Source organism: Galbibacter sp. L-19 (genome assembly GCF_056857615.1).
In genome coordinates this window covers 18,093-32,658 of sequence record NZ_JBSXNL010000049.1, presented here as the reverse complement: position 1 = coordinate 32,658, position 14,566 = coordinate 18,093, and the positions used below count along the sequence as shown (strand labels likewise).

Genomic DNA, 14,566 nt, shown 5'->3' with positions numbered 1-14,566 from the left:
AAACGCTGTCTGCTTTTATCGGACAACAATATATTAAAATAATTAATGAACATTATCTTTTAATAATTCAGGATATTTTTTCTGAAACCTTTTTAACCTAGGAATCGATACATTTTTAACGTATGGATTGTTAGGATTTCTTTTTTCATAATCTTGATGGTAGTCTTCTGCTTTCCAAAACTTATCAAAAGGTGCTACTTGTGTAACAATTGGTTTTGAGTAAATCTCTTTGTCTTCAAGCTGTTTTATATAGCGTTCTATAATTTCTTTTTCTTCATCATTTTTATAAAAAGCAATAGAGCGGTATTGTGCTCCTATATCCGGCCCTTGTCCGTTATATTGAGTTGGATCTTGAGAACCAAAAAACACACGAACTAATGTTTCAAAAGACACAATTTTTGGGTCGTAGTAAACCATTACAGCTTCTGCGTGACTAGTATTTCCAGCGCCTACTTGTTGGTAAGTGGGATTTTTTTCTGTTCCTCCAGAATATCCAGAAACAGCTTCTTTAACTCCTTTTACACTCTCAAATACAGCCTCTACACACCAAAAACATCCGCTAGCAAAATAAGCAGTTTCATATTTAGATAAATCTTGTGGTGTTTTTTTGAGCTCAACTTTTGAGCTTGTACCATCTGTAGCTACTGTTGAGGTTTGTTTTTTTGTGGAAGATTGGCAGCTTATGGAGAATAAGCATAAAAAAAGTAAAGAATTCAGTTTTATAAGTTTCATAAATATATTTTTATATTTAGTCTTAAATGTACTGAATTCCTTACTCTAGTCTTTTTTAATCCCTCATAGAGAGTTTTATTCTCTAATGCCTGTCCTGAGTTTATCGAAGGGCTTTGTGTCGAAATGGATTAAATTATTTTCCTTTGAATCCATCATGAGCTTGCCTAAAGGTAGTCGATTATGACTAATCTAAGTTTTTAGACAGGTTAAATCCAACAAATAAACCAATCCCTGCTAATGTGAAGATAGTTCCTGGGAAGGCTACTTCAGCATCTACATTAAAATTACGATGTAAAATACCAGCTAAAAATATCCCTACACCAACACCTATTAATAGTAATGAGATATTAAGTATTAGAATTTTCCAAATAGGAGCTGTCTTTCTCTTATTTGTGCTGTAGAAAATAGAAGCGTCTGCTCCTTTTTCTATTAAAGATAAACGCTCTTTGTGCCTGGCTGTAATAAATAAATAGATAATGCCGAATATTGCTCCAAAAATGATTGCTACTACGATAACTCCTTCCATAATTTTTATTTTTTAATATATTGTTTGCTATTATGACGTAACTTTAAACAAGCTGGTTACAAAAAAAATAATAAAGTTGATTTATCTTGTAACCAATAACGAAAATGTTGCGTCTTATGAATGAATGACTAGCCAAACAGATAAAGAATATATAAAACGTGTTTTAGATGGAAACACAAATGCTTTCTCTTATTTTGTAGATACGTATCAAAACTTAGCTTTTACAGTTGCTATACGGGTCTTAAAAGATAGAGAACAAGCAGAGGATGTTGTTCAAGATGCTTTTATAAAGTGCTATCATTCTCTTGCTTCTTTTAAAGGAGACTCAAAGTTTTCTACATGGTTGTACAGAATTGTATATCATAGTGCTTTAGATAAATGTAGGAAAAATGATAGGAACATACTGTCGGAAACCATAGAGGAATATTCTTATGACCAAGTAGATGATGTAGCTAATGCATTGGATATATTAGAGTCTGAAGAGCGTGTAAAGCTTGTAAAAGGTGCCTTAGAACGATTGGAAGCTGAAGAGCAAACCATTGTTACACTGTATTATTTTGATGATTTATCTATCAAAGAAATAGCAGAAGTTGTTGAAATATCTGCCCAAAATGTAAAAATAAAACTTTTTAGAGCTAGAAAAAAGCTTTTTACTATATTGAAAAATAAGCAAGGATTATATAAAAATATATGAAGATGAGTAAAGAACATAAATTAGACGAACTTACTCGTAGAATTGTTAATGAAGTAGGGAAAGAACAGCCTTCTGCAGCTTTAAAGCTAAATATTATGCAGGCTTTGAACACACAATCTAAAGCTATTCGTTATAGAGCTTTAATATCTAACAGGGCAAAAGTGATTGTTTTTATATTGCTTATTGGAATTATAGGATTGTCTACTTTTTTATCTAATGACGATTTATTAACGCCAGTTTTAGGCAATTTTTCTCAGTTTGTAGCATCATTATCGGTGAATTTACCTAATAATTTTATTTATGGAATTGTAGTTGTAGGGAGCTTAATAATAGTGCAAATACCAATTTTAAAAAAACGCTTAGATAGCAACTAGTAATTTTATATTTCTTTGAATTTTAAAACATAAATAACACCATTTCCTTCGGATGTAGTCTTATTTATTGTACCTCTTAATTGTCTGGATAAATTAGCAATTAATTTAAAACCCATAGAGTTTGGATTTTCACAAAGGAGCTCTTTATTGTATCCAATTCCATTATCCGTTAAGGTAAGTTGGAAAAATTCTGGATCTACCTTTTCGATGTTTATTCCAATTTTACCACTGTTTTTGTTTAAAAATGCATGTTTTATAGAGTTTGTTATAAATTCACTTATAAGAAGTCCTAAGGGAATAGAGGTTTCAATATTAAACTTGATATTAGAAATAGCTATATTCAACTCTATTTTCTTATCCTCTTTATTTAAAGATTCTATGAGGAATTTTCCTAATTGAGTTACATATTCTTTATATTCTATTCTAGATAAGTCTTCTCTAGCATATAGCATTTCATGGACTATAGCCATAGATAGTACTCTGTTATGACTATTTGTTAAGATTCTTTTTGTTTCATCATTATTAGTATTTCTAGCTTGTATATTTAGTAAACTAGAAATTGTTTGCAAATTGTTTTTTACTCTATGATGAATTTCTTTTAATAAGATTTCATTTTCCTTACTTTTCTTCTCTATCTCTCTCTTTGAAATGTATAAATTGTTATAATTGGTAAGTAAAATTTTACCAAAAATCCCCCCAAGAATATAAACGCTAAATAGAATTCCAATTAAGCTCAGGGAATCTCTAGAATATTCTGGAACTTTGTTTTGAAAGTTAAAATCTAAACTATCATGAAAGTAAATAAAAAGGATAAAGAGTAAAATTAGGTAGAGATGGAATCTTCCATAATTTTTAGTAGAAATGTACCCTGCAAACACAATTAATGCAAGAACAAATGTAAACGGACTATTAATACCTCCGCTGTATAATGTTACAATTGCTGCACATATAATTCCAATACAAGAAGTAATTAAATATGTGTAAATAAGCTTTCTATGTCTGTAGAAAAAAAATGTATTTATAATATTTAATACTCCATATGTAATAAATGTTTGGGGTATTATTTCTTTTATGTCTAAAAGGAAATAGCATAGAGGAGCTAAGCATATCATTAATATTGATGAAAAATAATTAGTGCTTAGAATTAATTGCACTTTTTCTTTCATTTTTTCGGATGTATGAGTAGGTTGATTCATTTAATTTAATACGTCCTACAAACTATAAATAGTTTTTTGGGTTGGATGGTGGTTATAACTTGGGTTGTTTATTTAATAACTAAGGTATCTTATTTTTTTGCAAAAAAAAGCGATAGAAGTATGAGTTCTATCGCTTTTATAAAAATTGGTGTTGTTTTATTCTTCTACAAGTACCCACTCGCCTTTAGATAACAGGGGCTCAGCTTGCTTAAATTTAACAACTTTATTTTCTCCAGACATTACATTTTTTATTGTCACCTTATCGTTTCTTCCAATTTTAGGTCTGTCTCTAACGATGGTTTCGGTAACTTGTGGTCTTTGTTGTGTTTGCCCGGCAGCTCTATTTTGAGCGGCTAACTCATCACTATTTGGAATTTCTTCTTTTGAAGTTTGAAAGTTTTCTTTCTTTTTAACTTCTCTAGCTTCTTGGATGTTGTTTGTGTCTTCTGTAGGAAGTTCTCCTTTAAATAAGAAAGAAATAACTTCTCTATTCACTTGGTCAATCATTACTTTAAATAATTCAAAAGCTTCAAACTTATAAATTAGTAATGGATCTTTTTGTTCGTGAACGGCTAACTGTACAGATTGTTTTAACTCATCCATTTTTCTTAAATGCGTTTTCCAAGCATCATCAATAATAGCAAGCGTTATATTCTTTTCAAAATCTGTAATTAATTTTTTCCCTTCAGAATCGTAAGCTTCTTTAAGGTTAGTAACTACTTTTAGAGTTTTTATTCCATCTGTAAAAGGTACTACAATACGCTCAAACTTATTGTTCTCATTTTCATAAACGTTTTTAATAACAGGAAAAGCAGTTTTTGCATTACGCTCAATTTTATCTTGATAGTAATTTAAAGCAGCTTTATAAACAATCTCCGTTATTTCTCTTGCCGATTTCTTCTTGAACTCCTCTTCGCTAATTGGAGATGTAATAGAGAAGAATTTTATCAATTCAAACTCATAGTTTTTATAATCGCTGGCAAGTTTATTACTTTCAACTATAGCTTCGCAAGTATCAAAAACCATATTCGCAATGTCAAGTTTTAAACGCTCACCTTCCAAAGCATGTCTTCTTCTTTTGTAAACTACTTCACGTTGTGCGTTCATAACGTCATCATACTCTAACAAACGCTTACGAACCCCAAAGTTATTTTCTTCTACCTTTTTCTGTGCGCGTTCAATAGATTTTGTCATCATGGAATGTTGAATAACTTCTCCGTCCTCAAGTCCCATTCTGTCCATCATTTTAGCAACTCTTTCTGAACCGAAAAGGCGCATCAAATTATCTTCCAAAGAAACATAAAACTGAGAACTTCCCGGATCTCCTTGACGACCAGCACGACCTCTTAACTGACGGTCAACACGTCTTGAGTCATGACGCTCAGTACCAATAATTGCAAGTCCCCCTGCATCTTTAACTTCTTTTTTAAGTTTGATATCGGTACCACGTCCTGCCATATTGGTTGCAATTGTAACAATACCACTTTGACCAGCTTCTGCAACAATATCTGCTTCCTTTTTATGCATTTTAGCATTCAATACATTATGAGGTATTTTTCTAATAGAAAGCATTTTAGAAAGTAATTCCGAAATCTCAACAGAAGTTGTACCTACAAGTACTGGTCTACCTTCTCCTACAAGTTTTACAATGTCTTCAATTACAGCATTGTATTTTTCTCGTTTTGTTTTATAAATAAGATCTTGTTTATCTGCTCTTGCAATTGGACGATTGGTTGGAATTTCCATAACATCCAATTCATATATTTCCCAGAATTCTCCAGCTTCTGTAATAGCAGTACCTGTCATCCCAGATAGTTTTCTATACATTCTAAAGTAATTCTGAAGTGTTACCGTAGCAAAAGTTTGCGTAGCAGCTTCAATTTTCACACTTTCTTTTGCTTCAATAGCTTGGTGTAATCCGTCTGAGTATCTACGACCGTCCATAATACGTCCAGTCTGCTCATCAACAATCATTACTTTGTTTTCCATTACCACATACTCTACATCTTTTTCAAAAAGAGTATATGCTTTTAAAAGCTGATTCATAGTGTGAATACGCTCACTTTTTATGGAAAAATCTTTAAATAGCTCTTCTTTAAGTTCAGCTTCTTCTTCTGTAGGAAGGTCTTTCTTCTCAATCTGAGCAATTTCAGTTCCGATATCTGGCATAACAAAGAAATCTGGATCTGTATCTCCAGACAGGTATTCTATTCCTTTATCGGTTAATTCAATTTGATTATTTTTTTCATCGATAACAAACCATAAAGCCTCATCTACTTTTGGCATTTCTCGATTGTTATCTTGCATGTAATGGTTTTCAGTTTTTTGAAGTAATTGTTTAATTCCTTCTTCACTTAAAAACTTAATTAATGCTTTATTTTTAGGTAAACCACGGTGTACTCTTAATAATTGAAAAGCACCTTCTTTAGTATCTCCAGCAGCTATTAATTTTTTGGCTTCTGCTAAAACTCCTGTTAAATACTGACGTTGTTTAGAAACAATATCGTTTACTTTTGGTTTTAACTCATTAAACTCATGTCTGTCTCCTTGTGGAACAGGTCCAGAAATAATAAGTGGGGTTCTTGCATCATCCACTAAAACAGAATCGACCTCATCAACAATAGCGTAGTTGTGAGGACGTTGCACTAAATCTTCTGGCGTATGAGACATATTATCACGCAAGTAGTCAAAACCAAACTCATTATTAGTTCCGTACGTAATATCTGCTAAATATGCATTTCTACGTCCTGTAGAACCAGGTTGGTGATTATCAATACAGTCTATTGAAAGTCCGTGAAACTCAAATAAAGGTCCCATCCAAGCACTATCTCGACGTGCTAAGTAGTTGTTTACAGTAACCAAATGTACTCCATTTCCTGTAAGTGCATTTAAGTAAACAGGTAAGGTTGCTACCAATGTTTTACCTTCTCCCGTTTGCATCTCTGCAATTTTACCTTGGTGCATTGCAATCCCTCCAATAAGCTGCACATCGTAATGTACCATGTCCCAGGTAACTTCTTTTCCAGCGGCATCCCATGAGTTTTTCCAAATGGCTTTGTCGTCTTGTAAGCTAACGTAATCGTTATTTCCAGAAATTTCTCTATCAAAAGTGGAAGCGGTAACGGTAATAGTTTCGTTATTCGCAAAGCGTTTTGCAGTTTCTTTAACTACAGCATATGCTTCAGGAAGAATTTCATTAAGTGTTTTTTCGGTATTTTCATATACCTTTTCTTTAAGCGCATCTATTTCTGTATAAATATCTTCATTTCTGTCGATATCGTTTGAAGCTTCTGCTTCTGTCCTTAGCGTTTGTATTTTCTCGTCTAGAGAGGCGTAAGAAGCCTTTATTTTATCTTTAAATTCTTGTGTTTTAGCTCTAAGCTCGTCATTGGAGAGTTGAGAAAGTGTTTCTTCGAAAGATTTTATTTGGTTTACAATAGGTTGTAATGCCTTAACATCTTTCTTGGCCTTATCTCCTACGAAAACTTTTAAAACTGAATTGAGTAAACTCATGTCTGTATGTGTATTTATATTTCAAAATTAAGCAAAAAAAAAGCCTCGACAGAGACTTTTTTGCTTTATAATGTTAATGTGTTTGTTAATATTCATCCTCGTTCCAGAGGTAATCTTCCTCTGTTGGATAATCCGGCCAAATCTCTTCAATAGATTCATACATATCGCCTTCGTCTTCCATTGCTTGTAAGTTTTCTACAACTTCTAATGGAGCGCCGGTTCTAATAGCATAGTCAATTAATTCATCTTTTGTTGCTGGCCAAGGCGCATCGTCTAAATATGATGCTAATTCTAAAGTCCAATACATCTGCTATTGATTTTTAATTTTGTGCAAAAATAAATTTTTATAGTAAAAAGTCAAGTAAAATTTATATTATTTACATATTATTTCTAAGAACGTAGTTTTTAAGGCTTTATATTGAATAAAAATCAATAAAATGTCATTTTTGTTCCGATGTTTCTTTGTTTGGAATCCATTTTACTTCATCTGCCTTTAAATCGAAAGTCAACTTCCGTGCCAATACAAATAAATAATCCGATAAACGATTTAAATAATTAAGAACTAATTCGTCAAAAGGTTCATTTTCATGTAAATAAGTGGCTTTTCGTTCTGCTCTCCGACAGATAGTTCTAGCTATATGACAATATGACACCGTTGTGTGCCCTCCTGGAAGGACAAAGTGTGTCATGGGTGGAAGCGAAGCATCCATTGCGTCAATCTCGGTTTCTAATAAAGAAATATCTTCTTTGGAAACCCTTGGGATATCAAGGCGCTTTTTCCCATTTTTCAAAAACTCTTTCTCTGGCGGAGTTGCTAAAATAGCACCTATGGTAAACAATCTGTCTTGAATTGCTATCAAAACTGTTTTATAGGCATCTTCAATTTCTTGGTCGCGTATAAGTCCAATCCACGAATTTAATTCGTCCACAGTTCCATATCCTTCAATTCGGATGTGATGTTTTGGAACTCTCGTGCCGCCATATAGAGCAGTGGTTCCTTTATCGCCAGTTTTGGTGTAAATTTTCAAGATTCTAAGTTTTTATTTTTTTTAGACGCATATCTGTCCTCAAACCTATTGTTTCTTCGTTCTCTCTTGTTTTTCATATTCCGCTTATTGTTAAGCCAAACAAAAATAAAGAGAACTGCCATAACAACAATCCAAATAATATTAGTTTCCATTTTACTTTTCTTTATAAGAATATAATAAATTAAATTCGGATACAAAAACCTTCTTTTACCTGTCCCTTTTTAATAAATAGAAATCCGATGTTGTAAAAGTCGATACTGACGGTAAAAGAATCACTGTTTTTTAATTTTTCCCACCCATTTTGTGCGTTTTTATTGCATTTTAAATCGTCCACTATAAAAAAAGTAAAGTTATTTTTTTCTTTCTGAATGCTCTCTAAAGTAGCTTTCTTTAATGAAAAATAGGTGGTTTTTTTACTGCTGAAGGCATTCTCGTGCTCATTTACAAAATCCGCATTATTCAAATAGTTAATTGCTCGATTGATAATTTTTTGTTTTCTAGCACTCAACATAACACTCTTTTTTAAATTTTTTAAAAATGAATGCTCCTCTAAAACTTGCTTTTTATAAAGTCCTTTTGTAACCAAACAATACACAAAAGGGGAGTGGATACCATGCTGATTGGTAGATTTAAAAAGGTATGTTATGTAGGAAAGCAAGTTTATAAAGTTAAAAGTTGAAAAGTTGAAAGTAAAAAAAGTTATGTTGTTACGCTGTTATGTTGTTATGAAATTTAATAAAAACTGCTTACTGTTTACTGAACACTTCTAACTCCCGACTCTTCTCTCTCTGTCTTCCGTCTTCTGACTCCCGACTTCTGACTTTTGTTAAGTTAAAAAGTTATCGAGTTAGGTTGTTGAAATGTTTCAGAAAAGCTTTTTTTGCCTAGAGCCTAGAGCCTAGAGCCTAGAGCCTAGAGCCTAGAGCCTAGAGCCTAGAGCCTAGAGCCTAGAGCCTACTCCATTTTCATAGAAAGTTCAAACCAAGCTTCTGTTTTTTTCTCAAGTTCATTTATAATATCTTGAAGTTTTATAGACTGTTTATCAATTTCTTCACCTTCTAATTCTCCAGTAGCAAAAACTGCTTCCGCTTCTTTTTTCTTTTCTTCTAACTTTTTAATATCTCGCTCTAACTTTTTAAACTCTTTCTGTTCTTCATAACTTAAAGCTGTATTAGCATCTTTTTTCCAAGTTTTTTTAGGAGTGTCTTCAGATGTAATTTTCTCTTCTTTTTGTGGCTCACTACTTTCATAGGCTCTGTAGTCGGTGTAGTTTCCTGGAAAGTCTTCTACTTCTCCTTTTCCTTTAAAAATAAAAAGGTGATCTACAATTTTATCCATAAAATAACGGTCGTGAGAAACAACCAATAAGCAGCCTGGAAAATCCAAGAGAAACGATTCTAATACATTTAGTGTTACAATATCCAAATCGTTGGTAGGCTCATCGAGAATTAAAAAGTTTGGATTCTGAATTAAAACAGTACATAGATACAGACGCTTTAATTCTCCTCCACTTAGTTTTTCCACATAGTCGTATTGCTTTTTACGGTCGAATAAAAAGCGTTCTAAAAGTTGAGCAGCAGATATTGTTCTTCCTTTTGTAAGCGGAATAAACTCTCCATACTCTTTGATAATATCTATAACTTTTTGTTCAGGTTTCGGATTGATTCCACTTTGTGTGTAATACCCAAATTTAATGGTGTCTCCAATAATTACTTTTCCAGCATCGGGTTCTAAATTACCAGTTAAAATGTTAAGGAAAGTAGATTTTCCAGTCCCATTTTTTCCAATAATTCCAATACGTTCTCCTCTTTGGAAGTTGTATTCAAACTGGTCGAGAATTGTTTTTTCCTGAAAACTTTTGGAAACTTTATGGAACTCTACAATTTTGCTCCCCAACCGTTCCATATTAATTTCTAATTGGATCTGATGGTCTTGTCTTCGTTGATGCGCTTTTTCTTTAATTTTATAGAAATCATCAATTCTAGATTTCGATTTGGTAGTACGAGCTTTTGGTTGTCTACGCATCCAATCTAGTTCTTTAGTAAATAAATTTTTAGCTTTATCTACTGAGGCTTGCTCTGCTTGAATTCTCGCTTCTTTCTTTTCTAAATAATAGGAGTAATTTCCTTTGTATTGATATATTTTTCCGTGGTCTAATTCTATAATTTCATTACATACACGTTCCAAAAAATAACGGTCGTGTGTAACCATAAATAGCGTAATATTTTCTTTAGCAAAATACTGCTCCAGCCACTCAATCATTTCTAAATCTAAATGGTTTGTAGGCTCATCTAGAATTAAAAGATCGGGCGTATTTAACAAAATAGTAGCTAATGCTAGTCGCTTTTTCTGACCTCCAGAAAGTTTATTTACTTTTTTGTTAAGATCGTCAAGTTTTAGCTGAAATAAAATCTGCTTGTATTGCGTTTCAAAATCCCAAGCATTTTTAATATCCATTTGTTCAAAGGCTTTTTGGTAGGCCTCCGTATCGTCTAGATTTTCTAGTGCTTTTTCGTAATTTTGAATTGTTTTTAAAACATTATTATCAGAAGCAAAAATGGTTTCTTCAATAGTTAGATTTGGATCTAAATCTGGTTCTTGAGATAAAAAAGAAATCCTAATTCCATTTCGAGAAACAACTTGTCCGCTATCTGGTGTATCTTTTCCAGTAATAATATTTAACATGGAAGTTTTTCCAGTACCATTTTTAGCAATAAATGCTATTTTTTGGTCTTTATTTATTCCGAAAGAAATATCGGTAAATAGAACTCTCTCTCCGAAAGATTTGGCAATATTTTCTATTGATAGGTAATTCACAAAAACAATTTTTGCAAATTAAAGCAATTTAGAATTGAGAAGCGATAAAAAACACTAACTGAATTATAAATGTTGAATTTTGAATTAAAAAGAAAGTGTACTATATATACCTACTATATTTTAAGTTAAACCCTCTATGAGAGATTAATTTTTGTTGGAAATTCCTAAAGCCCATTTATTTTGAAGATGACCAAATTTTTTAACCTCTTTGCGTAAAAGGTGCAAAAATTCTTTTCCTTGACCATGAGTTAACTCTAAACTTTCACAATAGTGAAGCAAAGCAGCTGTGTTTTTTTGAATGGAAGAAATAGAAGCTAATTTAATTGTAGGATCTGGCGTTGTTTCTGCCATGGCTATTTTTGGAGCCAAACCTAAAGATGTCATTACCAGTTTATCCGAAAATTGGTCTGATGCAATTTTAGAATTATGAAGCTCTATAACCGATTTATCTCCTCTTAAGTATTCAACAATTTGCCTACTTAATTTAAAGATATAAAGCGCTTTTCTGTACACCGGTAATTTGGTTACATTACGCCTTCGGTAATTATAAAGAGAATAGTTCTTTTTCATCATTGCTGCTTTTTACAAAATTACATCAGAAAATAAAAAGATTTATTTACTTTTTAAAGTGAAATGATTATTTTGCATTCATAATAAAGGTATTTTATGTTTTTTTATTTAAAAATAACAGCATGCATTCGTCTTACTCTACTAAGTAGCTAGACTATGTGAGTATTAATTTCTCTTAAAAGTTAATTAGATGAAACCTTTATAGAGAGATTTATTAGAATTAAAATAGTTGCATTCATAATAAAGTGAAGATTTCTAAGAGCTAGAAACCTTTTGTGTGATTGTATAAAATACCAAAATTAATTGTTTAATTTGAATTTTTATATGAAGATAGATAATCTAAACTGGTCAATTTTAAAGCTTTTACAGGAAAATGCACGTTATACAAATACAGAAATTGGACGTACAATAGGACTCTCATCTCCAGCAGTTGCAGAGCGGATAAAAAAATTAGAAGATATAGGGGTTATTGATGGTTATAAGGCCGAAATAAACCATATTCAAACAGGATATCAATTAAAAGCCTTCGTAACTTTACGAGCCTTTATGGGGAAACTAAAACCTTTTTTGGAGCAAGTAAAAACTTATAAAGAAGTACTTAATTGTTACCGAATTACTGGAAATGAGAATTTGGTAATGGAGGTGGTGTTATACGATCAATTTCATCTGGAAGAATTTATCGATAAACTTATTACCTATGGAGAAGTTCGTACTTCAATAGTGCTTTCTAATGTTATTGAGAATAATCCAATCGGTAAAAATAGATGATTGTTTGATTTGACGATTGTATAATTTGAAAATTTGAAAATGTACTATTGTATTAATCTCAGATATACTTTAAAATACTCAATTTTATTGCAGCTTCTTTTGGGTTTCAAAAATTTCAGCCACAAATTCACGGATTTATAGTATTTCCCTTTTTATAGGTTTACTGGAATAAAAGATACATTAGTGAATTCGTGGCAAACAAATTTTTCTTTATTTAAAACCAATTTACTCCTTTAATAGCTTATCTATTTTTACATAACCAATATGTAATTCATCTTCATCTTTATGTTCTGTTTTGGTATATTTTAATTGCTGTTTTTCTTTGAAAATAGCAGGAAGCATTTCTTCAATATTATAAATGTCATCTACATCAATTCCGTATTTATCATCAATATGAGACTCGGCTCCTTTAAACCCACAGTGTTTGTAAAAAGTAGTCTGTTTAGATTTTTTTATTGCCTCTGCTTTAGTTGGTGCAACTGTTAAAATTTTATAATGATATTCTTCAAATTCATTTTCTTTATAACCGCCAAGGTTGATAAAAAATAATTGAGAGTCATTTTTAACGGGAGATGTTCTAGCTTCAACATCAATTTGGAAACCATCTACTTTAGTAACTTCGCGCCAAGCATCGATATGAATTTGTCCTTTTGCTTCTGGCCAAAAAGCTTTCATCTCAGGGATTAATTCTTTTAAAGAAGTCCCAATTCCGAAGAAAATATCGTGTTGTTCTGTAAATCTTCCTTCAGGTTTACAGCCTAACATCACCATAAAAAGTTTTAATTTAGTCGCCATTCTTGATCTCTTTATTTAAGGGAACAAAGATATTTTTTTAAAAAGAATTTAAGAACATTCTTGAGAAATCTATTTTTATCAATAAATTTAGAAACAGCTTTTGGCTATATTTTTGACACCTAATTTTTTATGCGAAAAATAATTTTACTTCTTTTTATATCTACTATTGGGCTTGCTCAGGATAAAGAATTACCCCTTGGAAAAATAACCGACTCTCTGTTAATTAGCGGAGATAGAGGTACCTACGCTGTGTATTTACCAACTACCTATTCTGAAGAAAAAAAATGGCCTGTAATAATGGTTTTCGACCCATCCGGAAGAGGGGAGTTGGCTGTGAGTCATTTTATAGAAGCCTCCGAGAAGTATGGTTATATAATTGCAGGCTCCAATAATGTCAAAAATGCAACATATCAGGAAAATTTTAATATCGCAAGGGCATTTTATGCTGAGGTTTTGTCTCGTTATAGCACCGATGATAACGGAATTTATTTGGGAGGTTTTTCGGGAGGTGCTCGTTTGGCATCTGCAATAGCAGTAATCTCTAAAAATATTAAAGGGGTGCTGGCTTGCGGAGCTTCTTTTGCGAATAATAATACCTATATGCCTAAAAGAAATAGCTTTTTATATGTAGGAATAGTAGGAGATGAGGATTTTAATTATCGTGAAATGAAATCGGCCGACGATTATTTGAATAAATTGAAATTCGATTCAGATTTATTAATTTTTTCTGAAGGACACGTATGGCCACCAAAACACTTTATTACAAAAGGAGTACGACTGCTAACCTTAAAGTCGATGACTAGAAATATACTTCCGAAGAATGAAGAAAAAATTAAACAGTTTTATACTGAAGATCTAGAATTTAATAGGGATTTAGTGAATAAAAATGAAATGCTTTATGCCTATAGAGACCTTGAAGCAATGAAAGAAAATTACCGTTTTTATTTTGAAAAAGATAGCATAAAAGACTTACAAAAGGAGGTTAAGAGGACAAAAAATTATCGAACTCAGCGTAATAGTCAATATTATGTAGATGAGATAGAGCCTAGTTATTATATGGATTATCTTAATTACCTTCCTAGAGATATTGCTGCCGCAGAGCTTGAATCTTTGGGATATTGGGAGGGAGAAATAATTTCACTTAATAAAGATTTTATAAATTCTCCAGATCCAGCAAAACAGAAAATGGGCAAGCGATTGATAAGTTTTTTAACAGTTGTTCCTTCGGAATTAGAAGCTTCGTATAATGAAGAAGAAAACTTACAGAATTTGCTGTATATCAATATTTTTAAAACAATAATAACTCCAAAAGAATATGACGCATATTTGAAAGTGTTGAAATATACAGTGAAAAAAGGAGATTATGGAATGGCACTATTTTACTTGGAGAAAATGCTGAAGAATGATTTTAAAGATGTTGACCAATTAAATAATCAAGAGGGAATTACGTTGCTAAGAATACAACCAGAATATAACGATTTGCTAGAAGCATATGGTTTGGAAACAATGTATTAATTCTTCATAAGTTTGTCTATATAGCTATTGAAAAACAA

Annotated in this window: 14 protein-coding genes; 4 read left to right on the top strand and 10 right to left on the bottom strand. The window is 31.8% G+C overall.

Annotated features, from left to right (window positions below; all coding sequences use genetic code 11):
* Window positions 1-42: 42 nt before the first annotated feature.
* Together msrA and AC13CQ_RS07940 are read right to left on the bottom strand one after the other, a co-directional pair.
* Entirely contained in the window at window positions 43-732 is a 690-nt protein-coding gene (gene msrA / locus AC13CQ_RS07945) for a peptide-methionine (S)-S-oxide reductase MsrA (protein ID WP_482882780.1), read from the bottom strand.
* 184 nt (window positions 733-916) lie between these two features.
* Window positions 917-1,258: a DUF6249 domain-containing protein gene (locus tag AC13CQ_RS07940; RefSeq protein WP_008612890.1), complete on the bottom strand. Its 342-nt coding sequence runs from the start codon at window positions 1,256-1,258 to the stop codon at window positions 917-919.
* A 124-nt stretch (window positions 1,259-1,382) separates the two neighbouring features.
* Between AC13CQ_RS07940 and AC13CQ_RS07935 the strand changes: the two genes are divergently transcribed.
* Together AC13CQ_RS07935 and AC13CQ_RS07930 are read left to right on the top strand one after the other, a co-directional pair.
* The gene (locus AC13CQ_RS07935; protein ID WP_008612889.1) at window positions 1,383-1,952 is read left to right on the top strand and encodes an RNA polymerase sigma factor; all 570 of its coding nucleotides are present in this window, start codon (window positions 1,383-1,385) and stop codon (window positions 1,950-1,952) included.
* Between the two features lie 2 nt (window positions 1,953-1,954).
* Entirely contained in the window at window positions 1,955-2,326 is a 372-nt protein-coding gene (locus AC13CQ_RS07930) for a hypothetical protein (RefSeq protein ID WP_482882777.1), read from the top strand.
* Between the two features lie 5 nt (window positions 2,327-2,331).
* Here AC13CQ_RS07930 and AC13CQ_RS07925 read toward each other — a convergent pair whose 3' ends face one another.
* The 7 genes from AC13CQ_RS07925 to AC13CQ_RS07895 all read right to left on the bottom strand — a co-directional run bounded on the left by AC13CQ_RS07925 (window position 2,332) and on the right by AC13CQ_RS07895 (window position 11,450).
* Window positions 2,332-3,492: a sensor histidine kinase gene (locus tag AC13CQ_RS07925; RefSeq protein WP_482882775.1), complete on the bottom strand. Its 1,161-nt coding sequence runs from the start codon at window positions 3,490-3,492 to the stop codon at window positions 2,332-2,334.
* A 186-nt stretch (window positions 3,493-3,678) separates the two neighbouring features.
* Window positions 3,679-7,035 (bottom strand): preprotein translocase subunit SecA, encoded by a 3,357-nt coding sequence (gene secA, locus AC13CQ_RS07920; protein ID WP_337900086.1) that lies wholly within the window; start codon window positions 7,033-7,035, stop codon window positions 3,679-3,681.
* 85 nt (window positions 7,036-7,120) lie between these two features.
* A complete protein-coding gene (locus AC13CQ_RS07915; RefSeq protein WP_008612884.1) occupies window positions 7,121-7,342 on the bottom strand; it encodes a DUF2795 domain-containing protein in 222 nt (73 codons plus the stop codon).
* A 133-nt stretch (window positions 7,343-7,475) separates the two neighbouring features.
* Window positions 7,476-8,063, bottom strand: a complete 588-nt coding sequence (locus tag AC13CQ_RS07910; protein WP_008612883.1) for a cob(I)yrinic acid a,c-diamide adenosyltransferase — start codon at window positions 8,061-8,063, stop codon at window positions 7,476-7,478.
* Between the two features lie 181 nt (window positions 8,064-8,244).
* Entirely contained in the window at window positions 8,245-8,721 is a 477-nt protein-coding gene (locus AC13CQ_RS07905; RefSeq protein WP_008612881.1) for a hypothetical protein, read from the bottom strand.
* Between the two features lie 296 nt (window positions 8,722-9,017).
* Complete coding sequence (locus AC13CQ_RS07900) at window positions 9,018-10,880, bottom strand: ABC-F family ATP-binding cassette domain-containing protein (RefSeq protein ID WP_008612880.1); 1,863 nt, start codon at window positions 10,878-10,880, stop codon at window positions 9,018-9,020.
* 144 nt (window positions 10,881-11,024) lie between these two features.
* Window positions 11,025-11,450 carry a hypothetical protein gene (locus AC13CQ_RS07895; RefSeq protein ID WP_335588255.1) on the bottom strand — a complete coding sequence of 142 codons (426 nt, stop codon included), beginning with the start codon at window positions 11,448-11,450 and terminating at the stop codon, window positions 11,025-11,027.
* 324 nt (window positions 11,451-11,774) lie between these two features.
* Between AC13CQ_RS07895 and AC13CQ_RS07890 the strand changes: the two genes are divergently transcribed.
* Window positions 11,775-12,218 carry an Lrp/AsnC family transcriptional regulator gene (locus AC13CQ_RS07890; protein WP_335588254.1) on the top strand — a complete coding sequence of 148 codons (444 nt, stop codon included), beginning with the start codon at window positions 11,775-11,777 and terminating at the stop codon, window positions 12,216-12,218.
* Between the two features lie 225 nt (window positions 12,219-12,443).
* Here the strand turns inward: AC13CQ_RS07890 and AC13CQ_RS07885 are convergent, their stop codons facing one another.
* Window positions 12,444-13,013: a DUF1543 domain-containing protein gene (locus AC13CQ_RS07885; protein WP_008612875.1), complete on the bottom strand. Its 570-nt coding sequence runs from the start codon at window positions 13,011-13,013 to the stop codon at window positions 12,444-12,446.
* A gap of 129 nt (window positions 13,014-13,142) precedes the next feature.
* On the opposite strand from AC13CQ_RS07885, the gene AC13CQ_RS07880 reads away from it, so the two are divergent.
* Window positions 13,143-14,528 (top strand): alpha/beta hydrolase, encoded by a 1,386-nt coding sequence (locus AC13CQ_RS07880; RefSeq protein WP_008612873.1) that lies wholly within the window; start codon window positions 13,143-13,145, stop codon window positions 14,526-14,528.
* Window positions 14,529-14,566: the final 38 nt, after the last annotated feature.

What these genes read in the sequence shown, in the direction of transcription:
- msrA (WP_482882780.1), bottom strand. Translation starts at nt 732, where the DNA reads ATGAAACTTATAAAACTGAATTCTTTACTTTTTTTATGCTTATTCTCC.
- AC13CQ_RS07940 (WP_008612890.1), bottom strand. Translation starts at nt 1,258, where the DNA reads ATGGAAGGAGTTATCGTAGTAGCAATCATTTTTGGAGCAATATTCGGC.
- AC13CQ_RS07935 (WP_008612889.1), top strand. Translation starts at nt 1,383, where the DNA reads ATGACTAGCCAAACAGATAAAGAATATATAAAACGTGTTTTAGATGGA.
- AC13CQ_RS07930 (WP_482882777.1), top strand. Translation starts at nt 1,955, where the DNA reads ATGAGTAAAGAACATAAATTAGACGAACTTACTCGTAGAATTGTTAAT.
- AC13CQ_RS07925 (WP_482882775.1), bottom strand. Translation starts at nt 3,492, where the DNA reads ATGAAAGAAAAAGTGCAATTAATTCTAAGCACTAATTATTTTTCATCA.
- secA (WP_337900086.1), bottom strand. Translation starts at nt 7,035, where the DNA reads ATGAGTTTACTCAATTCAGTTTTAAAAGTTTTCGTAGGAGATAAGGCC.
- AC13CQ_RS07915 (WP_008612884.1), bottom strand. Translation starts at nt 7,342, where the DNA reads ATGTATTGGACTTTAGAATTAGCATCATATTTAGACGATGCGCCTTGG.
- AC13CQ_RS07895 (WP_335588255.1), bottom strand. Translation starts at nt 11,450, where the DNA reads ATGAAAAAGAACTATTCTCTTTATAATTACCGAAGGCGTAATGTAACC.
- AC13CQ_RS07890 (WP_335588254.1), top strand. Translation starts at nt 11,775, where the DNA reads ATGAAGATAGATAATCTAAACTGGTCAATTTTAAAGCTTTTACAGGAA.
- AC13CQ_RS07885 (WP_008612875.1), bottom strand. Translation starts at nt 13,013, where the DNA reads ATGGCGACTAAATTAAAACTTTTTATGGTGATGTTAGGCTGTAAACCT.
- AC13CQ_RS07880 (WP_008612873.1), top strand. Translation starts at nt 13,143, where the DNA reads ATGCGAAAAATAATTTTACTTCTTTTTATATCTACTATTGGGCTTGCT.